This is a genomic window from Candidatus Thiodiazotropha sp. CDECU1, assembly GCF_963455295.1.
Taxonomy (GTDB): domain Bacteria; phylum Pseudomonadota; class Gammaproteobacteria; order Chromatiales; family Chromatiaceae; genus Thiodiazotropha.
Genome location: NZ_OY734020.1, coordinates 2,006,589 through 2,030,857 on the forward strand (window position 1 = coordinate 2,006,589; position 24,269 = coordinate 2,030,857).

The window sequence follows — 24,269 nt, forward strand, 5'->3', positions numbered from 1 at the left end:
CTAAGAGATGGAGCTATGCTTGATATAAAATCCGTGGTTCGTTTTTTACCTCTGCTCATGTTGCTTGTTCCATTTCAAAGTGGAGCGGCAGTGACTGTCTATTGCTGTGATGCAACCGCGGAAGCGCAGTACATCCAGGACCTCAATGCACTTCAAACGGTCTCAGTCGATCTGGCAACCGAGAGTTTTGAAGGGGATGCATGGAACAATACCCGAACAACGCCTCAGCTGACTGTTACAAATCAAAGCATCACCTGGGGGGCCACTTCGAATGAGGTTGCGGGCATCAGGACCAGTACAGGTGGTGGGGATACCCACGAAGGCAGCTATATTCTGTTTGCGGTAGATCAGGATAATGCCCATTTGACACCTGACAATATCACTCTGACCGCCAACGGCATTACGCTGTATGGCGTTGGAGGCTGGTTTCGGAGTTCCGGTGGTCCCGAAATAGTCTTCACTACGGATGGGGATGCTGTCGATTTCACAGGACAGCAATCCAGCGTGTTTGACTGGACATTTCTCGGATTCATCGACGACGGTGGATTCACAACCCTGCTCATCGATACCGCGGATACGATTGGCGATGATATTCGCATCTTCTTTTCCGACGATTTCACCATCGCCGCACAAGCCGGGGCCTTCCCTGGGCAGAATCTGCAATTCAGCAGTGTGAGTTACAACGCCAGCGAAAATGCGGGTTCCGCCGCAATCACCGTGACACGCTCCGGTGGCAGCAGCGGCGCGCTCTCAATCGATTACGCCACCACCGGTGACGGAACAGCGACGCCAGGTCAGGACTTTACCACAACCTCCGGTACACTTGACTTCGCGGAGGGCGAAACCAGCAAACAGTTTACCGTTGAGTTGCTCGATGATGCCATTTTCGAAGGTGACGAGACCGTCGGTCTTCTGCTCACCGGCAGCAGTGTTGGTGCGCTCAATACCGCTACCTTGACGCTCACGGAAAACGATGCACAGCCCTTCGGCAGTGTGGAATTCAGTGGCTCAAACTATCAAGTGGGTGAGGATGCCGGGAGTCTGACCGTCAGTGTGCAGAGAAACGGCGGCAGTGTCGGTGCCGGATCTGTCGACTACAGCGTAAGTGACGGTACGGCTACTGCAGGGAGTGATTATTCAGCCACATCCGGATCTCTGGCCTTTACCGACGCCCAGATCAGCGGCACTTTTACCATAGACATTCTTGACGATGCATTACAAGAGGGTACCGAATCAATTATCCTCAGTTTGAGCAATGCAGTCAGTGTTTCACTCGGTGCTGGAGACTTCGCGGAAGTCCATATCGTGGATGATGAGCCTACACCGGCCATGGGCAGCATTCAGTTCAGCGGTTCTGCGTACAGTGTTTCTGAAACTGCCACTGAGATCGCAATTCCTGTGGTAAGAATCAGCGGTAGCATGGGGGCTGTCAGTGTCACCTGTACTACCACGGATTCCAGTGCCACGGCTGGCAGTGACTACGTGGCGACACAAAGTACGATCAACTTTGCAGCAGGCGAGACCCTGCAGAACTGTCGTATACCGATTACCGATGACAGTGCATATGAAAATGACGAGGTGTTCAATGTCACCCTTAGTGCTCCTGCCGGGGGAGCGGTTCTGGGTACAACTTCGTCAGCAAATGTAACCATCGAAAGCAATGATTCCGCACCAGCCGCAGGCAGTCTTCAATTCGGATTATCCAGTTTTGAGCAGGTAGAGAACGGGTCGGTTGCCACCATAACAGTCGCGCGTAGCGGTGGCAGCAGCGGAACGGTAACGGTGGATTATGCCACTGTGAACGGTACCGCCACCGCAGGCAGTGACTACACCGCAGCCAGCGGCAGTCTCACCTTTGCAGACGGGGTGACATCCAGCTCATTCCAGGTTTCGATTCTTGATGACAACAGCTATGAGGGTGACGAGACTGTTTCTTTACAGTTGAGTAATCCGGGTGGCGGTGCCGTGATCGGAAATGTAGGAAGTGCTGTACTCACACTTCAGGATGATGAGCAAGCACCTGCCTCAGGCACGTTGGTCTTCGAGCTGGATGGTTTTTCAGCGAATGAGTTTGACGGTAGTGTCAGGATCAATGTCGTACGTCAGGGCGGCAGCAGCGGCGCGGTTTTGGTCAATTACGCCACCAGTGACGGTACCGCCATGGCTGGCAGCGACTATTCCGTAGCTAGTGGCACGCTCTCATTCGCGGAAGGGGAGATTTCACAGGGCTTCGATGTGACGCTTGCAGACGACGCGGATTTTGAAGGCAGCGAAACCATTAATCTGACCCTCAGTGATCCCTTCGGTGCCGTTCTAGGGAGTCCGTCTTCAGCGACGATCACACTCTCTGACGATGATGATCCTCCAGCAGGTGGCGCCTTGGATTTTTCTGCCGGGAACTACACCGTTTCCGAGGATGGAACCAGCGTCACAATATCCGTAACCCGCAGTGGCGGATCCACCGGAGCTGTTTCGGTTGACTATGCCACTTTGGATAACAGCGCGGTGGCGTCGTCAGACTATACCTTTGCTACCGGCAGTATCAGTTATGCTGACGGTGAATCGGGCAGCAAGTCGTTCGATGTTCAAATCGTTGATGACACAGATCTGGAAGGGAATGAGCTGGTCAATCTGGTGCTTACCAATGTACAGGGTGGTGCAGTGCTGGGTGGACAGAGTCAATCTTTCCTCACTATCACTGATGATGAAGCGCAATCCGCTTCGGCAGTACTCGGTTTTTCGGTGAACAGTCTCTCTGTCAGTGAAGACTCGGGCAATGCATCCATCACCATCACTCGAACCACTTCAACATCAGGCACCATTACTGTTGATCTTTCTGTAGACTCCTCAGATGCGACGGCGGGAATCGATTACAACGTCACCACTGGAACCCTGCAATTCAATGACGGTGAAACTGAAAAGGTTTTCACAGTCCAGATCCTTGACAATACCGTAACCGATGGCAATAGAACGATTACCTTCACACTTGGTAATGCAACTGGCACTGCTGTCATCGATTCCAACAATGGTACCCTGACTTTGACGATCGTTGATGACGAATCAAGTTCCGGTGGTGACTCCGGAGGCGGTGGTGGTGGAGGAAGTCTTGATCTGCTCGTGCTGATGCTGATGCTGGTGATCGTCCTCCAATACAGTCGATTGTATGATTACTCCCTATTGCGGAGATTATTTCTACAACGATAAACAGCGGCGGTGGATCCTTTCGATAGAAGGTGGTAATGATGTCGAAAAAAGCGTGGAGAAGTGAGACGTTAAACAATAGTTTACGTTTCATGCTAAAGACTCTGGTGTTCTCATGTGTACTATCCACTTCGCTGAATGGAGTCGCAGAGGAGCTACCGAGCATCGCGAAGTCTGAAAATGACAAGCCGAGCTTCATCCCGCCATTCAAAATGGACTGCGTAACGAAACCGACCAAAAGCCCGACTCTTGGTGAGCGCTTCAAGCTGGTAGCAAACATGGATGACCATTCCCATCATGACCATGCCAAGCATATGAAAATGATGGAGAGCAGGAACTATAAGCTGAATTCTGCGAGTTACTCAGTTCCTGATGTGGAGTTGACTTCGCACAGAGGAGAACAGAAGCGATTGTCTGATGTGCTGAATAGCGATAAGCCGATCATGTTGAATTTCATATTTACCACCTGCACGACCATCTGCCCTGTCCTTTCGGCCAGTTTTCACCAGGTTCAGGAGATTCTCGGGGAAGAGAGCGACAGGGTTGATATGGTCTCGATTACTATCGATCCTGATTACGATACGCCGGAACAGCTGATGAAGTATTCGAAACGGTTTAAGGCCGGTGATCAATGGCAGTTCTTTACAGGAAGCTACCAGGATGTGGTAATGGTGGAGAAGGCCTTTGATATCTTCCGTGGTTCAAAAATGAACCATGAACCAATCACCCTCATACGCGATCGAAACGGGGAACAGTGGACTCGTATCAATGGCCTGGCCAGTGCTGAGGATATTGTAAAAGAATACCGTAAAATAACAGCAGGAAGCCAATGAGTAATTATCTCAAAGGGATTGTAAAATTATCGATCATCGTTTGTACTTTTTTCTACTCAACTGCATCCTTTAATGATGTTGAGGTGGGTTCCCGGGACTATGTCGTCGGGAAGGAGCTGTATAGCAAAGGTATCCTGCCTAACGGCAAACTGGTGAAAGCGACCATCCAGGGCGATATCGCCGTGGAAGGCGATCAACTGATTTGTGAAACCTGCCATCGAAGGAGCGGACTGGGTTCGACCGAAGGTCAGCAGGTGGTACCGGCGATTGCCGGCAGCGTGTTATTCAAGCCTTTGAGAATTCCAACCAGTAAACCACCAGAACCACCAACCTACCGCGAAGCTTATACAAAAGAAACCCTGATGAAGGCGATCAGGGATGGTATAGATGCCAATGGTGATCCTTTGGATCCATTCATGCCCAGGTATGAGATCGATGGCCAGGCGTTGGACGGCCTCATGGCGTATGTCAATACTTTGTCGAAAACGCCATCACCAGGTGTTACCGAAAATACCATTCACTTTGCAACGATTATTTTGTCGTCGAATAACGCGACGGATAATAAGGCTCTGCTTGATGTGATGGAGCAATATGTCCAGCAGAAGAATATAGAAACAAGATATGAGAGCAAAAGAGCGAAAAATGCCCCTTGGCATAAGGCATGGTTGTTTGAGCCTTACAGAAAGTGGCAGATCCATACCTGGGAGTTAAAAGGTGAGAAAGAGACCTGGCAGGCTCAATTGGACGCCTACTATACGCAACAGCCTGTATTCGCTTTGATCAATGGTCTTGTGCCCACAGGTTGGGAATCTATCAATGATTTTTGTGAAGGCTATGGCATACCCTGTCTGTTTCCCACAACACAACTTCCTGTGATCGATGATAACAATTTCTATACCATATACATGACCAGAGGAGCCGTGCATGAGGCAGAGGCGGTTGCTTCTTATATCAAGAAGAATCCCGCATCAGGCGAAGTCGTCCAGTTTTTCGACAATACCGATCAACAGAGTACAGTGGCAGCCAAATCGTTACGGATCGAATTGCAGAAGAGCGGTATCAAGGTGATGGATGTAGCGGTGGACAAACATCTTGACACCGCTGGTCTCTCTTCCGGCCTGGATGCGAAGCAAACTGTGGTTTTATGGTTGGATAAGCGTGCTTCAGATGAGCTGCTCAGCAGCGCCGCTATGTCGCAGACTGCTCCCAAGGTTGTATTGTCAACTCAATTTTATGGAACGGACAGCCTGCATATACCCCGAGAAATAGAGAAATCCCTTGTATTCGTGCATAGCTCAGAAATGCCCGGCCATCTGAACAGGCTGCTGTTGCGATCGACTGGGTGGTTCAAATCCAAGAGAATCTACAATTCTGCTACAAGAGAGATTCAGGCCAACGCCTATTTTGCACTTAAGGTGGCTGGAGACGCCACAAAACATATTCGCGGCTATTTCTTTCGCGACTACTTCATCGAAAAGATTGAGCATATGATCGATGATCTGCCCTATACATCCATCTACCCGAGAATAGGTATGGCGCCAGATCAGCGTTTTGTGTCCAGAGGATATTACCTCGCAAAAGTTGACGGAAAAGGAGGAATACGGAATATTACCGAGTGGATAACCCCATAATCTATGTTTAGAGAACTAAAAACAGCTCTATACGCGAAAGATGACATCAGCAATGGCCAACAATATTGATGAAAACGCCAAGGTCTATGGAGCGGACTATCAACTTGCCAAGCGCTACGGTGTCACGAGTTTTATCGCCATTATCCTGATCGCCGCCATCATCCTTCTCCTTTTCCGTTACGAATCATCACGCATTATTCAAGAGTCTGCGAAACAGAGCAACGAATCGCTGACCATTGCCACTGAGTATGCGCTTAATGATCACTTTGTGATGTACCTGAATCTTATCAAGCTCAACAAAAAGAAACGGGGTGAGATGCCATTCGATCCTTTGCTCGCGCGTGCCATACATAAAATGATCAAGAACACCAATGTGGACAGGGTAAAGCTGTACGACACAAAAGGGCAAGTGGCGTACTCCTCCGATCCGAAAGCCTACGATGATGATGACGAAGACAACGATGGTTTTAAATCAGCCATGGCAGGCTTTCCGCGAACTGTTTTAAATTATCGTGACAGTTTTACACTTTTCAGCGACAACGATAAGGATGTCAATCTGGTGCAGACGTTTGTCCCAATTCGGGTAGATGATAACTCACCAGTACTGGGAGTAATGGAGATCTATTACGATATCAGCGACTACATCAGTCATGCGATGAGAACAATCATTATCCTGATGTTGACAACTTTGTTGCTGATGCTTTTTCTGTATACCTTTCTGCTGATGCATATCAAACGGTCTGAAAGGATAATTGAAGATCAGAACCGGATCACGAGAGAGAAAAAGGCGCTACTGGAATTTCTCACTGCCAAGATGATTAACGCTCAGGAAGATGAGAAGAAGCGCATAGCATTCGATCTGCATGAAGATGTGGTGCAGACCCTGTCCGGCGTCAAGATGCAGCTGGAAAAATATATGTTGACTCTCGATCAGCAGGAAGAAGAGGGTGAGGTCAACCAAATCTCCACGGAAATCGTACCAATGCTGCAGAACGCTGCCCATAAAATAAGATCGGTGGCAATCGATCTACGTCCGCCGAGTCTTGACGATTTTGGTCTGAAGGCGGCACTGAACTCATTGGTTTCAGAGTGCCATACTGAGATGACAGGCCTAGAGGTAGTGGTCGAGTTCTTAGTCGAGGAAGAAGATATCTCTACAGAGCGTAAAGCGATTCTGTATCGCCTGGTTAAGGAAATATTGAAGGCGATCTGTTTTGATCAACAAATGACTGGCAAGGTGCGATTCGTTTTTGAGCGGATTACCGGTGGGCTTAGTATGACTGCAGCGGTTGCCAGTGAACAGCTCAGTGATCTTGATGATGCAGACATGCCGGAATATTTAAACCTGATGGAAGAGAGGTCGATTCTGTCCGGCGGTGAATTTTCCAGAAAACCTAAATATGGTAATACCTTTGAAGTGAGGTCAGTATGGGAGTTATGAGCAATCTGGCCAATTGCGAATGCTGTTATGTAGAAGATTCAGGGTTGTTCTGCAGGTGATTCTGACAGAACGGTTTCGGATATTGCTTCACTGTTAGCGCTATCTTCTGCCTTCATTGGTGTTTGCTGTGAATCTGTAGGTGTAGCAGTCTCAGTCTCATCACTGGTGACGCTGCATGGGCCTGCATCTGCAGAGTCAGCGGCGCCGCACTCTGAACCCTTGTGGTTTTCCGAATTCTCCTCCATGGCATCGTCCCTTGCTTGATTCTTCGAACCTTGCTTTAGGTCGTGCAAACCGAGTTGATCTAAAAGGGTGCCGCTGTTGTAACCCTTGAGAGATAGATCAAATATCTTGAGCGATGAACCGGTGCCTGGTTCATTACCCGGTTGGTTCAGCTTGGAATTCTTTTTCCGCGCCGCACCGGATTTCGATAATCCCGAAGTCAGACTGTTGCTACTGCTGCTGGGAGCTGTGTGGATTGAGACAAAAGGCAGGGAATCGTCATCGATGATCCTGATGATTGCCGCAGATGGATTGGTAATGCTGGTATTTCCGCTTGCATCAGAGAGTTGCAGCGTGAAACTGCTCTCCTGTTCATAGAGGCCATCATTTATAATTTCGATAGTGAGAGTTCGACGTGTCACGCCCGCTGAAAAAGTCAGGGTGCCGCTTATTGCGTGGTAGTCCGCTTTATTCGTTGCAGACCCGTCCACTGTCGTATATTTAACCGATGCACTGGTTTCAAGGTCCCCTGATCGAATCACTGATAATGTAACTTTACTGCTCGACTCATTGACCTCATAACTGACTGCATCCAGATAGATGGATACGCTATCTGTGTCCGGATCATCATCAAGGATGGTGACTGTGGTGGAGGCGGGTTCAGCAATGGATGCGCCGTCACTGACTGATGTAAGGAGTATTTGAAAGGTCTCGTTGCCTTCATATAGCTTGTCATCGACCAGTTCGATGTGAATCTGCTTTTGAGTTTCTCCCGTTCGAAAGCGAATGGTTTCGCTATCAGCAATATAGTCGACACCGGCATCGGCGCTTTTTGCCAGCAGCTGGTATTCAACATCCACCACACCGGTAGTGCCTTCCGTGCGTATCACATCAATGATCGCTTGCTGTTTTGATTCGTTGACGGCATAGGCAACAGTACCGAATGAGATTGCACCGGCCCCGTCATTATCCAGAATAATTACTTTGGCCTCTGCTTCATCCCCAAGGGTGGCGTTGCCATCTACATCCGATAGGGCGAGGTAGAAGGATTCGTTCTCTTCATCTATTTCATCATCATGAATAGAAACTTCGAAACTGCGTAGTGTCTCTCCTTCGTGAAATTGCAGTGTGCCCTTGCTGATGGAGTAGTCACGACCTTGCTTGGCTTCATCCTCGATAGTTGTGTATTCAACCCTGACTTCTCCTTTGCTGCCACCAGAGCGTCGCACAGTGACTATCAGTTTTTGGGTATCCTCATCCACGCTATAGAGCGATTCGCTGAATTCGATTCGGCTGTTGTCATTTGATGCGTAGGCATTCTCAAGCAACGCGTACGCTGCAGCTACATCCAACATTCCATAGCCGTAATTGTCATCTGTGCCTGTTTCACCAAGATCGACTGCAGAGTCATAGAGTGCTGTTTCAATCTGGGACAGGGATACATCGGGAAATGCGCTTTTAAGCAGTGTCATTGCACCTGTCACATGGGGTGCGGAGAATGAGGTGCCGGAGACTATGTTATAGGCATTGGGAAGCAGATCTGTGGTAAAGATCAGGCTGCCAGGGGCAACCAGTTTGGGGAATACTCCGCCGTCACAGGCCCCGGGGCCGCGGCTGCTGAGTAGATCGATTTCATTGGATTGATCCACCGATCCGACAGAAACCGCGCCAGGGTCGTTGGCCGGGCTGATGCTCGATTCATCGGAAGGACCGAAGTTACCGGCAGAGAAGACGACCCCGATGCCGGCCTCACGGAGTATCTGGATATCCTCGCTGAACTCCTGGAAACATTGATTGATGGTAGTGGAAAAGCCCCATGAATTGTTGACCAGGTCGGGGGCGTCATCAGTGAGCGGGTCGCCGTCCGGATCGAGTATCCACTGGAAGGATTCATGGATCGCGCTGAGTGTGGACTCGTTGGCGTTATCGAATATCTTTGCGGCAATCCATTTTGCTTCGGGTGCCATGCCGATTTGATAGCCGCTCTCATCACCGCCCAGTATGATGCCGAGGGCCTGGGTACCATGGCCCACTGTATCGGTGGGTTGCTCATGTTGCTGATAGGGGTCGAACCAGCTATTCGCACCGCCGCGCCATTTACCGATCAGGTCGGGGTGATTGAGCTCCACACCGGAATCCATGATGGCGACAGTGACACCTTCACCAGTAACACCTTGCTGCCAGAGCTGATCGGTCCTGATGTTGATGAGATTCCATAGGGGATCGGTGCTAAGTCCTTCGACCCGGTTCTCGTTCATGCTCAATCGCATATCGATTGTGATTCCCTCGACCTCGGCCATTGCGGCGATCTCGGGTACGAGATCGGCAGGCAGTTCGAGGGCCACGGCATTGATGGTCCAAAGGGATTTCAGGCGTGTCTTCACACCATGGTTGTGCAATTTTCTGACAAGCGTCGCTTTGGGTTTGGCAAGTTGTTCTTTGAGGCCGTTCAACAGCCTCTTGCGAAATATCTTTTTTTGTCTGGATTGTGACTTGCCAAGTGCCGGCTCATATTGATGTTTTTTATTAATTATGTCGCGAAAGTCATTGATATTGTATTCTTTTTTAAATTTTACTATGACAGGTATAGTGGAGGTGTGTTTGATTTGTGCGGCCAGCTTATCCACATCCGCAGTTAATCCTGCCGCACCATTGAGCACGGGCAGATAGAACAGCCCCGCCCAGATTACGGCAGTAAAAAGTCGCTTAAGCATCGTTGTCTGGTGCCTGGTGATGCGTTTATTTCCCCAGCAGGGGAAACGATGGATAAAATTTGAGTAAAATCATCTGATTATCAACTATATTCTTTAACACCTCATACTTTAATGCGTGTTACTACTACCAGTTGATGAGGTATGTTACTACCATGACTGAATGGCCGAGGCAGTAGAATCCTAAACTCCAGTCATGCCAGAAGCTAAGATCCGGCAGCTATCAAGGCAGTTATTGTTCGCTGATCTAGTCTCTCTAGGATTGATTATCCTATTCATTTAACAGGTGGTTCGCGCCACTTCGGTGCGATCCTGGCTGGTGGTGATAGAGACAGTAGTTCCCGTGGTAGGGTTTTTATCCACTAAAGGTATGGAATCACCCCATCAATAAATACACCGTCCCATCAATCTCATTAATCGGGGAAATCTGCTGTTATTGTATGAGCCATATTCAGCCTTACCTATTGTCGATCAGGATATGGAAATAAATATGGGATTATTGGAAATCAGATGAGCAAGAGAGAACACAATCTGCTGACTCGGCTTTTGCCAATGGTAGTGTCACTACTGTTGGTATCATGCGCCCAGCAACCCGAAATCGATCAAACATCCGATGGCAGCAGAGTGATAACTCCCTATCCGACGGAGAGGCCACCGGTCACTGTTTCCGGCGATGATGATGAACAGGAGTTGGTGCTTTCCCAGCAGGCCGTGCAGGAGCCTGAGTTCTTTGTTCGCGAGGGAAGTGGCAGGTTTCTCAAACAGGGGCAGTCGACTAAAAAAACAGCTCAGCCGGCGCGTGGCGATATCACGCTTAATTTTGAAGGCGTGGATCTGCGTGAAGTGGTCAAGGTCATCTTCGAGGAGATACTGCGGGAAAACTATCTGATCGATGACAAGGTTCAGGGTCAGGTGACCATCCATACAACCTACCCGGTCAGCACCGATGCGGTATTGCCGATTCTTGAGAATATCCTGCAGATGAACGGTGCTGTGATGGTGCGCAACGGCGCACTCTACAAAATCCTGCCCGCTGCAGATCTGAAGGGCATGGCCCTGAAACCATCGGTCGGTCAGGGTAAGGCCAGGATGAAGGCGGGCCAGGGGGTGCAGATAGTGCCCTTGAGATATATCACGGCCACCGAAATGAAGAAGGTATTGGAGAGCTTCGCCTCTCCCACGGAACAGATCCGTATCGATAAAGGCCGGAACCTGCTGATTCTCACCGGCTCCTTCCAGAAGATCAATAATCTGCTGCAGACCATCGAAATGTTCGATGTGGACTGGCTCAGTGGTATGTCATTTGCCTTGATACCGTTAAAGGCCACCGATGCCAAGACCATCACGGATGAGCTTAAACATATTGTTGGGGAAGGCGAGGCGTCACCCCTGGCCGGGATGATCAAGCTGATCCCTATCGATCGCCTGAACGCGGTGATGGTGATCAGTCAGCAGCCCAGGTATATCAAGGACGTGCGCAGATTGATCAGCCAGTTCGATCAGGGTAGTGACAAATCACCCGATCGCCGTCTCTATGTCTATCACCTGAAAAATGGCAAGGCGGAGAATATAGCCGCTATCCTGCAGAATATATTCGGTAATGAGGTTTCAACCCCGGCCTCGTCTGGTGGTTTGAGCAGCAGTGATCCGCTGTTGCGTTCAAATGTCCGTTCCCCCACTACAACCGGGATCGATCTGAAAAACAGCAATGCCGACAGCCAGGCCGCGCTGACCAAGGATCAGCCAGTCGCTACCGCGGCAGCCACCACCACTGCCGGTATAGCCAGCTCGGCGTCCCAAGGTGGATCGGACGCCACGGCGACCATCATCGCCGATCCGGATAACAACGCTATTCTGGTGATGGCCAGTCCGAAGGATTATCAGAAGATCAAAGCAACCATCAACCGCTTGGATGTGTCGCCCAAGCAGGTGCTTATCGAAGCGACCATCGCCGAGGTGCAGTTGAGCGACAATCTGAGTTACGGGGTGCGTTGGTTCTTCAATGGCTCCACAGGGAGCGGTCGGCCCTATAAAGGCGCATTGGGCACCCTGCCCGGCGATGTATCCGGTGGCGATGGATTTTCCCTGGGGCTCTTCAACAACGCCAGCGACCTGAAGGTATTCTTCGATATCCTGGAGACCGAGTCCTCGGTGAAGTTTCTCTCGGCACCGCAGATTATGGTCATCGACAATCAGACGGCCAGTTTCCGGGTGGGTGACCAGATACCAATCGTGACCCGTTCATCCCAGAGTACTACCGATCCCGATGCCCCGATTGTGTCAGAGGTACAGTTCCGGGATACCGGCACCCTATTGCAGGTCACACCACGTATCAATGAAGGTGGGATGGTCACCCTCGAGGTCAGCCAGGAGGTCAGTACCCCGGGTACCGCCCCGGCTATCGGAGGTGGTGGCAATGTCTCCATTTCCCAGCGCACCATTGAGAGTACTGTCATCGTCCACGATGGTCAGACAGTGGTCCTGGGCGGCCTGATTCGCGAAAGCAGCTCTGGTGGCAAAACTGGGATCCCAGGTTTGATGCATATTCCCCTGGTTGGTAACCTCTTTGGCAGCACCACCAAGGATGTCAGCCGTACCGAGTTGATCGTGACATTGACTCCAAAGGTGGTACGCAACCCACAAGAGGCCTACGATATATCTCAGGAACTGCGAGAAAAGATCCGCGACGCCGCACTGTTTCACGATGACTTTCAACGGCGTCGGGCATCCAGCAAGTAATCGACTTTGAACTGGTGACCCTTGGCTGTGTGTTGAGGGTCAGCCCAGCCACCTGAGAGGTCACGCGTGTGAGACAGGAGAACAGCCAGATCGCCAGGGAGAACCCCGCTTCCGAGGATGATGCTGGCACACTCAGATATTTGGAATATCCCCTCTCTGTCGCCCTGGTGGAGGGTGGTCGACTCAGCGCCACTGATGCTGAACGTGCTGTTCGCCTGAGAGAGAATCAGCAGAGTGACCAGTCAATTGGCACCATCCTGTTACAGCTGGGCCTGATTTCCGACCGGGATCTCGCCGTAACCCTGGCCACGCTCTGTGGTGTACCGGTTATCGAAAAGAAGGCCTATCCCGATCTTGCCCATATCAGCGAGAATATCTCTTCCAACTTCCTCAAACAGCACCGCTTGGTGGTGTTTGAGGAGCAGGAGGACCACCTGGTGGCGATCATGGTCGATCCCACCGACCGGTACGTCATCGATGCGCTGGAACTGATCAGCGGCAAGCAGATCAGGTTGGTGATCGGTATCGCCTCCGAGATCGACGAGGTGATCCAGACCCTGTTCAGCGAGCTGATGAAGGAAGAGGGGGGGGATGATGATGGGGGTACGGAACATCAGTTGCTGCTGGATGATGTGGAGCAGCTCAAGGAACTGGCCAGTGAAGCGCCGGTCATCAAGATGGTCAACCAGATTATCCAGCGGGCGGTCTCATCCAAGGCGTCGGATATCCATATCGAGCCCTTCGAAAATAGCCTGAAGATACGCTATCGGGTCGACGGTCTGCTGCGCGAAACCGAATCAACCGCGGTCAACCTGGCCCCGGCACTGATCTCACGCATCAAAATTATGGCCAATCTCAACATCGCGGAACGCCGCCTGCCACAGGATGGGCGTTTCAAGGTCAGGGTGCACGGCGCCACCCTGGATATGCGTGTCTCCACCGTGCCCACGCTGCATGGCGAGAGCATGGTGCTCAGATTACTCCAGCGGGATCATGTGAATCTCGATTTTGCCAGCCTCGGTTTTGACAGCATGCTCGAGCAACGGCTATTGGAGATACTCGATCGTCCCCACGGTATCGTGGTGGTGACCGGTCCTACCGGCAGTGGTAAGACCACTTCTCTATACGCCGCGCTCAACTATCTCAATCGACCGGAACGAAAGATCCTCACGGTGGAGGATCCGGTGGAATACAACATCGAAGGGGTCAATCAGATCCAGGTCAAGCCGAACATCGGCCTCAACTTCAGCTCTGCCCTGCGGTCCATCGTGCGCCAGGATCCGGACATCATCATGATAGGTGAGATTCGTGATCAGGAGACCGCGCAGATCGCCGTCCAGTCGGCGCTTACCGGACACCTGGTCCTCTCCTCGCTGCATACCAATGATGCGGCCGGCAGTATCACCCGGTTTATTGATATGGGAATCGAGCCATTCCTGCTGACCTCAACGGTGAATGCCGTGGTGGCGCAACGCCTGGTTAGAAACCTCTGTCCCGATTGCAAGCAGCCCTATGATCCTCCACCGGAGGTGGCGGCGCGCTTCGAGTCATTCCCGGGTGGAGCGACCCTTTATAAGGCTGTAGGTTGTGAGCACTGCAGTGGCAGTGGATATCGTGGGCGTAGCGCGATTATCGAAATGATCGAGCTGTCGGAGGGATTACGCTCGCTGATTCTGCAGGGCGGGGATAAGAATGCTCTGGCTGAATGCGCAAAACGCGAGGGTGCCCGTTCCATGTACGAGGATGGTTTGTTAAAAGTGATGCAGGGTATCACCACCCTTGAAGAGGTGCTGAGAGTCACTCAGGAGAACTGACCCGCACTTCTCACCAGGCGGACCCTACCAACATTAGTAAACAGGTGGCTTCCTTTCATGATAAGACGTTTATCGGACAGAATGCGGGTTAAGCATGGCCTCGTTTCAATATAAGGCTGTCGGTGCGGATGGTGAGGTGGTGGAGGGTGAGCTGCAGGCGGTCAGCCGTGATCATGCGGTCAACCAGATTCACCTCAAGGGCCAAGTACCGATCCGCATCGAGGAGAATCGACAAAAGAGCCGGCGTACAACACCCAGGAGTTTTCAGCGAAAATCGGTCTCTATCGACCAGATCGCATCATTCACCCGGGAATTGGCAACCCTGCTGAAGTCGGGCCAACCCCTCGATGGGGCGTTATCGATCCTCATCTCCATTGCAGGTGCGGATTCCCTGTTCAGTCAACACCTGACCAGTATTCGGGATAGTCTGAAGGGCGGCAACTCCTTTGCCGATGCCTTGGCGAAAGAGGCGGGGCTGTTCAATAACTTCTACGTGCAGATGGTAAGGGCAGGGGAGTCCGGGGGTGCATTGGAGAGTGTCCTGGCACGATTGGCAGTACATCTGGAGCGGGCCAAGGAAGTACGCAGTTCACTCATATCGGCGCTGATCTACCCAGCGATCCTGCTGTTTGTGGCGATCACCTCGATTCTGATTCTACTCACCTATGTGATCCCCCAGTTCAGTGAACTGTTCAGTGATATGGGACAGGCCCTGCCGATGTCGACCCGCATTACCATGGGGATTGCCGGATTCCTGCAGGATTACGGTTGGCTGATGGCCTTGCTGACGATTCTGTTGATCTTCTATTTCAAGTGGCAGATGAGTCGCAGATCGAGCGCCAAGCGATGGCATGCCAGACTGCTGCTGTTACCGATCATTGGACCGATCATCCAACAGGTGGAAGCGGCGCGATTCTGCCGTACCCTGGGAACCTTGCTTGAGAATGGCGTGCCGATGCTTAAATCGGTGGCAATCGTGAAGGATACCATCAGCAACCATGTGATTGCCGATGGCATGGATCAGGTTGTGAGCAACCTGAAATCGGGACAGCGCCTGGCCGATCCCCTTACAGAGCATGCCCAGTTCCCCCCCTTTGCCTTGCAGATGATTCGGGTGGGTGAGGAGTCCGGACAGTTGGAATCGATGCTGATGCAGACCGCGGAGATTCTCGATCAGGAGACACAAACCCTGATCAAGCGCGCATTGAGCCTGGTGGAACCGGTGATGATACTGGTGCTTGGCCTGATCATCGCGGGTGTCGTGATGTCGATTCTGGTGGCTATCCTGGGCGTGAATTCATTGGTAGCACTATGAGGCAGACATTTATCAAGGGCTTTACCCTTATCGAAGTGATGTTGACGCTGGTGGTGTTGGCGCTGCTGGTCAGCCTGACACCACCGCTGTTTCAAAAGGCATTCCCCTCCCTGAAACTCAAGGCTGCGACACGGGATCTGGCCCAGGAGATTCGCTATATCCAGCAAACCGCAATTCTCACCGGCGTGCCATCGAAGGTACAGTTCGATCTGCAAAACAATGCCTATCAAAGCGATCATGTCAACGGTGGTGAAGTCAGGCATCTGCCTGATGGATTGAATTTTGCCTCGGATAACTCTCGATCATCGGCAATTGGCGAGTCGGTTATGGTGCTTGAATTCTTCCCGGACGGCAGTTCAAGTGGAGGGCTATTGATTCTCGATAACGGTGGACGGCGATTTGCGATTAGCGTGGATTGGCTGACGAGTCGGGTCAGAGTCGTTGATCCGCAAGAGTTGAAAGCAAATGAGCCGTTGCAAGTCTAGCGGGATGTCGCTGATCGAGGTGCTGGTGGCCTTTGTCATACTCAGTATGACCATGAGTGTGATCCTCAGGATCAACGCCACAACCCTGCGCAATCACGAGGTAACCACTGACTACCTCAAGGCTGTGCAGATTGCCCAGTCGCGGCTCGATCAAATGGCTGTCGATAAGCGAAACAGCATTTTAAATGAACAAGGGACCGAGCAGGGGCGATTCAGATGGCGATATCTGCGACAGCCCTATGCTGGCTGGGTTGCAGAGAAACAGCTGGCAGTGCCTCTGCTTCCTGTGGAGGAGACAATTTCCATCGCCTGGGAAGCGCCGGGCGGTGAAAGAGAGGTGAAATTCTCACGCATAGGGCTTGTAGATGACAAACCCTGAGCGAATGTTCCTTGAACAAGCGGCGAACATAGATACTTCCACAAGGGGTAGGAAGCAGACTGCAATAGTTCACCGAAGTGATGGCTTCACCCTGTTGGAGGTTATGGTCGCGATGCTGCTATTGGCGGTCATCATGACTACATCAGTGAGCATGCTGTTTATCAATCTCAAGGGCTGGGAGAGATTGACAGAGCATAGCGATGCCATCCTGGAAGAGCACTTGATAACAAAAAGGGTGAGATCCATGATTCAGCATCTCGTGCCTCTGGTTTGGCGGGATCAGAAGCAACGGGTATTGGCCTTGAGTGGGGAGACCCAACTCCTTCAATTCCTATCGAAGGCGCCGCAACAGCATAATGCGGGTGGCTTGTTCGAGTATCTTTTGGTCCAGGAGCGTGCACCTGAACAGGGGTATAGTCTGGTGCTCTATTTTAGCCCATTGAATCCGACAGCCACAGGGTTGTCTCTTCCAGAAAATGGAGCACGCAGGGTCCTGTTGACAGGGTTGGAAGAGATACAATTTGCATACTACGGTAGTAAACAGGAGCGGTCGAATATTGGCTGGCACAATAGTTGGGAAGCAGTATCGGTACGTTATCCAGAACTGATCAGGTTGACCCTGCGTTATCCTGGGGATGAGGGGAAAACCCAGGAGAGCTATTTCCATATCCAACAAAACAACCCGGCGATTGTACAGCGAAAATAGTCATGAGAGAGAACAGGAAGTACCATCGACAGCAGGGTTTTGCACTCGTCTTGGTGTTATGGCTTGTCGCCTTGCTGACCATCGTCGCCGCCAGTTTCTCCACCCATTCCAAAGTCGAAACCAGGCTCACAGGAAACGCCATCGACGCACTTCACTCCAGATTGCTGGCGCAGAGCGGTGTCAATCGCGCGATTCTTGAATTAATGGTGAGCGACCCGCAACAACGCTGGAACAGTAATGGCCAGATTTACCAGATTGAAACTGACCAGGGTAGAGTCAGCATCTCGATTCGCAACTCATCCGGCCTGCTCGATTTGAATAAGGCGCCAAGAGATCAGTTGGTCAAGCTATTAGCCTTGATAGAGGATGATATTCAAGAACGGGAGGCGCTTGCCGATCGATTGATTGATTGGCGTGACAGTGACGTTTTACGCTATCTCAGCGGGGCAGAGGATGCCGATTATCATAGCGCCGGATATCCCTATGGCACAGCAGGGCGTGATTTGGTGAGCATCGACGAACTTGCCTATGTAATGGGATTTAATGCAGACAGGGTTGAGAGATTGCGTCCCTATATCACCCTCTATTCCAATACGCAAAATGTGGATTTGCGCTATGCACCGGAAGTGCTGGTATCTCTGCTGAAAGGTGGGCTGGAGACAAATGAAACACTATCAGAGGTGCTTGATTACGTTGACAGTGACCTGGCGGATCTCGAGCTAGGTGGCAGCGGCGGTCAGGCTGCCGGTGCTGATTATCGCGTTTGGGTGGAAGCGGTTTCTGCTCAGGGTGCAAGGACACAATTACTGGTCGATATTGACCTGAGAAGTCAGGACGACGCACCTTATTCCATTCGTTCCTGGCATGATTCGTTATGAACACCGAAACCCGTTAAAATCATCTGATGGCAACGCAATCCTTGAGATATCAAATAAGAAACTTCTGGTTCTGGTGGAGCGGTGAGATCAGTATGCTTCTGCCGGAGAGGATTCGCACACTTTTACGAGGCGGTAAACCAGCGCAATTACTTTTCAAGGATGAAACCCTGCGTATTGTCAATCAGGGTTTAAGTGGTGCAGAGGTGGCTGAGAACTATCTCCGAGTCATTGACTTCGATGATTCGGAACATAGAAGGGTACTCAATTCCGCAAGCGAAATCCGGCTATGTCTGGAGAATAAAAAGTATCTCTTCAAGAAGGTGACACTGCCTATCGAGACGGAAGAGAACCTGCGTGAAGTGCTTGCATTCGAGATGGATCGGCAGACCCCGTTCAGCGTAGACCAGGTCTACTATGACTATGTTGTCAACACCCGGGACAAGCAGAATCGTACCCTCGATATCACCTTGATACTTGCCCCGATCGACAAAATCTCTCTGGCGCTGAAACAACTCGAGGAAAATCGTGTAAGAATCAACGCCATTTCCCCCTGCGAGGAGATCGACCCGAATTTAAACGAGGTCAATCTTCTGCCGCCGGAAAAGCGCGAAAAGCCACACAAACGCTATCGACTGATCAACCTGACGCTGTTTCTGTTCCTGCTGCTGCTGTTTACAGGAAGCCTGATGCTCCCTCTATGGCAAAAATCCACCTTGCTGAAACAGCTGGAAACCGAACTGGATGAGTACAAGTCCAAAGCTACCCAAGTGGCTGCCCTGCGAGAACAGGTGACATCCGCCAGGGGTGAAACCCGCTTTTTGGAAGAGAAAAAAATCAACTCCAAGCCGGTTCTTGACATACTCTTGGAGTTGACCCTGCTACTACCTGACGATACCTGGGTCAGCAATTTCGAAGTCAGAGAGAATACCGTTCATCTGCATGGCCAATCGACGGCATCCGCCTCGCTGATTCCAATTCTCGAGACCTCAAAGCTGTTTCAAAATGTCTCTTTCAGATCGCCGGTCACACGGAGCAAAAAAAACAATACGGAACGGTTTCATATATCGGCAGATCTGGCGGGCAACAGGGAGGGTAAGGGTTAGATGTTCACCTCTCTGACACCCCGGCAATCACGCATCTCGGCAATCGCTATTTTAATCCTATTGGTGATGGCGGTGCTGATCTTGGCGATCTACCCCATATGGACGATGAATACGGCGTACAATGCGCAGATTGAAGATGCGCGGTTTCAAATTCTGCGCTACCAGCGTATTGCCAAGCAGGATGCTCGGTACCAACAGGAGTTCAGTAAACTCAAACGGAGTCAGCAGTCTGATTTGCGCTATCTGCAAAGCAAGACCGATTCGCTGGCAAATGCAGAGCTACAGAGAAGAATCAAACAGGTGGCTGCTGCAGGTGGTGGGGAAATTATCAGTACCCAGACCGTACAGATATCCCAGGAAGAGATGCTGAACAGGGTTGCAATTCGGGTCAGGATGAAGAGTACGCTGGAGAATCTCACAAAGATACTGCATCAACTTGAAACCCAGAAACCCTATCTGTTTGTGGAAAATATCAGTCTTCGCAGCAGACATCTTCCCAGGAGGAGGCTACCGAAAACAAAAGATATACAAAAAGCCATACGCAGCCTGGATCTGGAATTTCTGCTGGTGGGTTATATCAAGAGTGACGGTATATGAATAACTGGAAACACAGTTTCAATACCATGACTCTGCTACTGTTGTTGGCAATAGGTGTGATGAGTGCATACATCTACTACCGCTGGAGTACGCCTTTTAATGATACGCCTTTTATGACTGATCAAGCAGCCAATACGGAAGCTTCAAAGGCCAGCGATGGTAAAGGGGAAACAATCAGATTTGTACCTATTTCCTTGAAGGCATATGAAGAGATCAATGACAGGCCGTTGTTTGTCGAAGGCAGACTGCCGCCAGCCGAACCGGTGCAGAAAAGGGTTAGCCGTATGCCCCGCAAGCCACTGCGACTGAAATTGGAAGGTGTCGCCATGATGCCGGATCATAAGGTTGCCATCATCCGCGATTTGGATAGCAATGAACTGCTGCGTGTTTCCCAGGGTATGAATAAATATGATTGGAAGGTTGAGTCTGTCGACAGTCAAAGCGCAGTCATCACAAGAAAGGGCGAACGGCTGGAACTGAAATTGGAAATGGATGACCCTGCAGTCAATAAGAGCAAGCTACCGAAGAGAAGGCTTCCATTCAGACCATCGAAACGCTGACCTGATCAACAAAGCAGCAATAGATCAAAACTACTGGTAACATATTTAGCCCTATGAATGACAATAAAAAGATTCACATCCTTTTCGTTTGCATGGGCAATATCTGCCGTTCACCCACTGCCCAGGGGGTGTTTCGGGACATGGTCGAAAAGCAGGGTATGGGGGATTTCATTGCCACCGACTCAGCGGGTACGATCGACTATCATAGCGGCTCAAAACCGGATCGCCGGGCCCGCGAGACGGCGCTCAAGCGGGGGCTCGATCTAAGTGATTTGCGGGCCAGGATCGTTACCGCGGAGGATTTCGAGCAGTTTGACTATGTGGTCGCCATGGACAAGGCCAATTATGCCGACCTGCAGGCACTCTGCCCCCCCGGTAGGGAGGAGCGGTTGCACCTGTTTCTCGATTTTGCTCCCCAACAACCGATACGTGAAGTGCCCGACCCCTACTATGGCGGTGTGGCGGGCTTTGACCGGGTATTCGATCTGGTGGAAGAGGCCTCCCGTGGTCTCTTGGAACAGATTGTGAGTCACCATTTCGCCTAGTGGGCCAAGCGGGAAGTTCTGTAATTCTCAGAGCCCATGATTCAATGCCGGGAGAGCCTTGCTCCATCAAGATGGAGCAAGGTTTTTTTAATCACTCGCCATTGCCGCTATCGACACTTTTCTCGCTGCTCTTGGCCTCGGAAACCGGGGCCTTTGCTTGCGGACTGTCCGCTTGAGTCGTGGCCGCAGGTGGGATGCCTGGCTGGGCCTTCTCAGCCGCGGCCGGTTTACTGGCTGCCGGGTCAGGTTTTGCTTCAGTCTGCTTGGTCATAGGTCTTGCAGCGGGTCTGGCGGTCTCTACCTGCTGTAATTTTACTGGCTCCGGTTTTTTCTCAGGAGCAACGGGTGGTGCCGGTTTTTTTTCCATCGCCGGCGATGAAGGTTTAGGGGCATCGCTCGCGGCGGGTGCTGGGGAGACCTTCGGTTTCGCATCGGCAGGCGATTTTTTTCTCTGTTGCGGTTTGGTCTCAATCTGTACCAGTTTCGGGCCTGATTCAGTACCCTGCTTCTCCTGCTTCTCCTGCTTAACCGCTTCAGGTGCGGTTGCCTTGCTGGCAGCCGGCGACCCTTGTTCCCGTTTCGGCTTGGCCTTTGCTGCCGATCTCTTTTTGGCGGCGCTGGCCGGCTTCTTGGCATCAGTCTGAGGCTTGCTCTCTGGTTTGGCCTCGCTCTTCTTCGGCGCTTGTTTCACCTCATCCTTGGGTTCATCACCCTTCGCGCTATTTGCGGCTGAGTTATCAACCTCAGCTGCGCTGTTGGCCGCTACCTGTTCACTGCCTTTCTCGGCACTGGAACGGCGTCTGCGTCCACCCCGGCGACCACGGCGGGAGCCCTTGGGCTTGGGTGCTTCTCCGTTCCCCTTGTCGGCCTGAGCGTTGCTCTTGTCCTGGGGCTTGTTATCAGGCGACTGTTTTTCAGCTGTTTTCTTCGATGATTTTTGCGGTTTGCGTTTGCCGGTCGTCGCGGCATCTTGGGTACGACGCTCCGATCGTTCACCGCGCCTGCTGTCACCGGACCCGCCTTTACCACGACTGCTTGCCGGCCTTTTACGTCCTTTGGCGGCGCCTGTCGATTGGTTGCGATTACCTGTCTGGCGGGGTTTGGTCTCCTTTTTGACCGGTTCCTCAGTGGCAGGTTCGGCTGCCTTTGATGAGAAGATACCGAAGATCTTCTTCAAAAAGCCGCCCTCGCCACTCTCCGTCACCTCGGCCACAGGTTCGCTTCTCTGTGGGGCAGGACTCGCCGGCGCGATGGATTTTACTGCAGGTTTTTCAGCTTGCGGTTGTTTCGCCTTACCGAACTCTACACTGGTCTGTTCACTTTCGTCGCTGACCATCTTGTAGCTCGATATGGCATCATCACCTGTGGGTAGGTCGCTGACGCGTACCCGCTCAAGGGTGTAATTTGGGGTGTCGAGATGAATGTTAGGTACCAGCATCACTTCGATAGTCTGGCGTCTTTCGATGTCATGAATCGCCTGGCGTTTCTCATTCAGCAGAAAAGTGGCAATGTCCACCGGGAGTTGGGCAACGATACGGCCGGTATTCTCCTTCATCGCCTCTTCTTCGATGATGCGCAACACAGAGAGGGAGAGTGATTCCACACCACGGATGGTGCCGTGACCCTTACAACGGGGGCAGACCTGCTCACTCGCCTCACCCAGGGAGGGGCGGAGACGCTGGCGTGACATCTCCAGCAGTCCGAATCGGGAGATTCTGCCGATCTGTACCCGGGCCCGATCCTGTTTAAGGGCCTCCTTGAGTCGATTCTCAACCTCACGCTGGTTGCGTGAGGGGGTCATATCGATGAAATCGATGACAAAAAGTCCCCCCAGGTCCCGCAGGCGCAACTGGCGGGCGATCTCATCCGCCGCTTCCAGGTTGGTATTCAGGGCGGTCTCCTCGATATCCGCACCCTTAGTGGCTCGGGCGGAGTTGATATCGATGGAGGTCAGGGCCTCGGTGTGATCGATGACAATGGCACCGCCAGAGGGAAGGCTGACCTCTCTTCGGAATGCGGATTCGATCTGACTCTCGATCTGATAGCGGCTGAAGAGTGGAACCTCGTCATCATAATGGCGTAGCTTCTTGCCATATTGGGGCATCACCTGGTTGATGAAACGTTCTGCCTGGTTGAAGACTTCACCGTCATCGATGACGATCTCGCCGATATCAGCTCGCAGATAGTCTCTGATGGAGCGGATGATGACATTGCTCTCCTGATAGATCAGGAAAGGGGCGGGCTTTTCGGCGGAGTGTTCAATTGCCTGCCACAGCTGGATCAGGTAGTCCAGATCCCACTGCAGTTCCTCGCTGTTCTTGCCGACCCCGGCAGTGCGCACGATCAATCCCATGTCATCGGGTATCTGCAGCTCGCTCATGGCCTCGCGCAATTCGGTCCGATCCTGACCCTCGATTCTGCGAGAGACACCGCCGGCGCGGGGATTGTTCGGCATCAGCACGAGATAGCGTCCGGCCAGGGAGATGAATGTGGTCAGGGCAGCCCCTTTGTTGCCGCGCTCCTCCTTCTCGACCTGGATGATTACCTCTTGGCCCTCTTTGATCACCTCTTGGATATTGACTCTGCCTGAGGAGGCCTTGGCTTTATCCGAGAAGTAGGTCCTGGCGATCTCTTTGAGGGGAAGAAAACCGTGACGCTCGGAACCGTATTCGACAAACGCGGCTTCCAGGCTGGGTTCGACGCGGGTGATGCGGCCTTTATAGATGTTGGCCTTTTTCTGTTCCCGGCCGGGAACCTCTATATCCAGATTGAAAAGTTTTTGACCATCAACGATGGCGACACGCAACTCTTCAGGTTGAGTTGCGTTGATTAACATACGCTTCATTATTTATGTATCCATACAGCCATCCAAGGTCTTCACCTGGTACTACGCGGAGATGTCATCATCGATTGAACAGGCAATAGCCTTTCCTGCTCGACGACAATAGAGCATCACTACGCGAACCCAGGGAACCGGGTTCGATCCCAGGCTAGAAAACTAGCTCAAATGGCTGAAAAACTGTTAAAGTTCGCCGCTTGGGATCGGCTGCTGATCGAACTGAAAAAATGGCGCTCAAAGCATGGGAGAGCAACATGGCCAAGATAATCT

17 protein-coding genes are annotated in these 24,269 nt (G+C 51.6%); 15 read left to right on the forward strand and 2 right to left on the reverse strand.

What is annotated here, in order from left to right:
• Positions 1 to 15: 15 nt before the first annotated feature.
• Genes R2K28_RS09110 through R2K28_RS09125 form a run of 4 tightly spaced genes read left to right on the forward strand, consistent with a single transcriptional unit; the run spans position 16 to position 7,106 of the window.
• Entirely contained in the window at positions 16 to 3,204 is a 3,189-nt protein-coding gene (locus R2K28_RS09110) for a Calx-beta domain-containing protein (RefSeq protein ID WP_316369338.1), read from the forward strand.
• A 35-nt stretch (positions 3,205 to 3,239) separates the two neighbouring features.
• Positions 3,240 to 4,034 carry an SCO family protein gene (locus R2K28_RS09115; RefSeq protein ID WP_316369340.1) on the forward strand — a complete coding sequence of 265 codons (795 nt, stop codon included), beginning with the start codon at positions 3,240 to 3,242 and terminating at the stop codon, positions 4,032 to 4,034.
• Entirely contained in the window at positions 4,031 to 5,665 is a 1,635-nt protein-coding gene (locus R2K28_RS09120; protein ID WP_316369342.1) for a hypothetical protein, read from the forward strand. Before R2K28_RS09115 ends, R2K28_RS09120 begins: the two co-directional genes overlap by 4 nt.
• A gap of 52 nt (positions 5,666 to 5,717) precedes the next feature.
• Positions 5,718 to 7,106: a sensor histidine kinase gene (locus tag R2K28_RS09125; RefSeq protein ID WP_316369343.1), complete on the forward strand. Its 1,389-nt coding sequence runs from the start codon at positions 5,718 to 5,720 to the stop codon at positions 7,104 to 7,106.
• A 38-nt stretch (positions 7,107 to 7,144) separates the two neighbouring features.
• Here R2K28_RS09125 and R2K28_RS09130 read toward each other — a convergent pair whose 3' ends face one another.
• Entirely contained in the window at positions 7,145 to 10,042 is a 2,898-nt protein-coding gene (locus tag R2K28_RS09130) for a Calx-beta domain-containing protein (RefSeq protein ID WP_316369345.1), read from the reverse strand.
• 507 nt (positions 10,043 to 10,549) lie between these two features.
• Here R2K28_RS09130 and gspD point away from each other — a divergent pair.
• The 11 genes from gspD (at position 10,550) to R2K28_RS09185 (ending at position 21,160) form a co-directional block, all read left to right on the forward strand.
• Positions 10,550 to 12,778, forward strand: a complete 2,229-nt coding sequence (gene gspD / locus R2K28_RS09135) for a type II secretion system secretin GspD (RefSeq protein WP_316369347.1) — start codon at positions 10,550 to 10,552, stop codon at positions 12,776 to 12,778.
• 68 nt (positions 12,779 to 12,846) lie between these two features.
• On the forward strand, positions 12,847 to 14,592 hold the full coding sequence (gene gspE, locus R2K28_RS09140; protein WP_316369349.1) for a type II secretion system ATPase GspE: 1,746 nt from the start codon (positions 12,847 to 12,849) through the stop codon (positions 14,590 to 14,592).
• Between the two features lie 94 nt (positions 14,593 to 14,686).
• Positions 14,687 to 15,907, forward strand: coding sequence for a type II secretion system F family protein (locus tag R2K28_RS09145; protein ID WP_316369351.1), 1,221 nt, complete (start codon positions 14,687 to 14,689; stop codon positions 15,905 to 15,907).
• On the forward strand, positions 15,904 to 16,392 hold the full coding sequence (locus tag R2K28_RS09150; RefSeq protein ID WP_316369353.1) for a GspH/FimT family pseudopilin: 489 nt from the start codon (positions 15,904 to 15,906) through the stop codon (positions 16,390 to 16,392). The genes R2K28_RS09145 and R2K28_RS09150 overlap by 4 nt, the downstream gene beginning before the upstream one ends.
• On the forward strand, positions 16,373 to 16,771 hold the full coding sequence (locus tag R2K28_RS09155; RefSeq protein WP_116447476.1) for a type IV pilus modification PilV family protein: 399 nt from the start codon (positions 16,373 to 16,375) through the stop codon (positions 16,769 to 16,771). The genes R2K28_RS09150 and R2K28_RS09155 overlap by 20 nt, the downstream gene beginning before the upstream one ends.
• Complete coding sequence (locus R2K28_RS09160; protein ID WP_316369356.1) at positions 16,758 to 17,477, forward strand: prepilin-type N-terminal cleavage/methylation domain-containing protein; 720 nt, start codon at positions 16,758 to 16,760, stop codon at positions 17,475 to 17,477. The genes R2K28_RS09155 and R2K28_RS09160 overlap by 14 nt, the downstream gene beginning before the upstream one ends.
• A 2-nt stretch (positions 17,478 to 17,479) precedes the next feature.
• Positions 17,480 to 18,355 (forward strand): general secretion pathway protein GspK, encoded by an 876-nt coding sequence (locus R2K28_RS09165; protein ID WP_316369358.1) that lies wholly within the window; start codon positions 17,480 to 17,482, stop codon positions 18,353 to 18,355.
• A 41-nt stretch (positions 18,356 to 18,396) separates the two neighbouring features.
• The gene (locus tag R2K28_RS09170; RefSeq protein WP_316369360.1) at positions 18,397 to 19,458 is read left to right on the forward strand and encodes a PilN domain-containing protein; all 1,062 of its coding nucleotides are present in this window, start codon (positions 18,397 to 18,399) and stop codon (positions 19,456 to 19,458) included.
• Positions 19,459 to 20,055 (forward strand): type II secretion system protein GspM, encoded by a 597-nt coding sequence (gspM, locus tag R2K28_RS09175; protein ID WP_316369362.1) that lies wholly within the window; start codon positions 19,459 to 19,461, stop codon positions 20,053 to 20,055. It abuts the gene before it with no gap.
• Entirely contained in the window at positions 20,052 to 20,615 is a 564-nt protein-coding gene (locus tag R2K28_RS09180; RefSeq protein WP_316369364.1) for a type II secretion system protein N, read from the forward strand. The genes gspM and R2K28_RS09180 overlap by 4 nt, the downstream gene beginning before the upstream one ends.
• 53 nt (positions 20,616 to 20,668) lie before the next feature.
• Positions 20,669 to 21,160 carry a low molecular weight protein-tyrosine-phosphatase gene (locus R2K28_RS09185; RefSeq protein ID WP_316369366.1) on the forward strand — a complete coding sequence of 164 codons (492 nt, stop codon included), beginning with the start codon at positions 20,669 to 20,671 and terminating at the stop codon, positions 21,158 to 21,160.
• A gap of 91 nt (positions 21,161 to 21,251) precedes the next feature.
• Here R2K28_RS09185 and rne read toward each other — a convergent pair whose 3' ends face one another.
• Positions 21,252 to 24,005, reverse strand: coding sequence for a ribonuclease E (rne, locus tag R2K28_RS09190; RefSeq protein ID WP_316369368.1), 2,754 nt, complete (start codon positions 24,003 to 24,005; stop codon positions 21,252 to 21,254).
• Positions 24,006 to 24,269: the final 264 nt, after the last annotated feature.

Bases quoted from the DNA above. Each gene is read 5' to 3' on its own strand.
- R2K28_RS09110 (WP_316369338.1), top strand. From the start codon at position 16: ATGCTTGATATAAAATCCGTGGTTCGTTTTTTACCTCTGCTCATGTTG.
- R2K28_RS09115 (WP_316369340.1), top strand. From the start codon at position 3,240: ATGATGTCGAAAAAAGCGTGGAGAAGTGAGACGTTAAACAATAGTTTA.
- R2K28_RS09120 (WP_316369342.1), top strand. From the start codon at position 4,031: ATGAGTAATTATCTCAAAGGGATTGTAAAATTATCGATCATCGTTTGT.
- R2K28_RS09125 (WP_316369343.1), top strand. From the start codon at position 5,718: ATGGCCAACAATATTGATGAAAACGCCAAGGTCTATGGAGCGGACTAT.
- R2K28_RS09130 (WP_316369345.1), bottom strand. From the start codon at position 10,042: ATGCTTAAGCGACTTTTTACTGCCGTAATCTGGGCGGGGCTGTTCTAT.
- gspD (WP_316369347.1), top strand. From the start codon at position 10,550: ATGAGCAAGAGAGAACACAATCTGCTGACTCGGCTTTTGCCAATGGTA.
- R2K28_RS09145 (WP_316369351.1), top strand. From the start codon at position 14,687: ATGGCCTCGTTTCAATATAAGGCTGTCGGTGCGGATGGTGAGGTGGTG.
- R2K28_RS09150 (WP_316369353.1), top strand. From the start codon at position 15,904: ATGAGGCAGACATTTATCAAGGGCTTTACCCTTATCGAAGTGATGTTG.
- R2K28_RS09155 (WP_116447476.1), top strand. From the start codon at position 16,373: ATGAGCCGTTGCAAGTCTAGCGGGATGTCGCTGATCGAGGTGCTGGTG.
- R2K28_RS09160 (WP_316369356.1), top strand. From the start codon at position 16,758: ATGACAAACCCTGAGCGAATGTTCCTTGAACAAGCGGCGAACATAGAT.
- R2K28_RS09165 (WP_316369358.1), top strand. From the start codon at position 17,480: ATGAGAGAGAACAGGAAGTACCATCGACAGCAGGGTTTTGCACTCGTC.
- gspM (WP_316369362.1), top strand. From the start codon at position 19,459: ATGTTCACCTCTCTGACACCCCGGCAATCACGCATCTCGGCAATCGCT.
- R2K28_RS09180 (WP_316369364.1), top strand. From the start codon at position 20,052: ATGAATAACTGGAAACACAGTTTCAATACCATGACTCTGCTACTGTTG.
- R2K28_RS09185 (WP_316369366.1), top strand. From the start codon at position 20,669: ATGAATGACAATAAAAAGATTCACATCCTTTTCGTTTGCATGGGCAAT.
- rne (WP_316369368.1), bottom strand. From the start codon at position 24,005: ATGAAGCGTATGTTAATCAACGCAACTCAACCTGAAGAGTTGCGTGTC.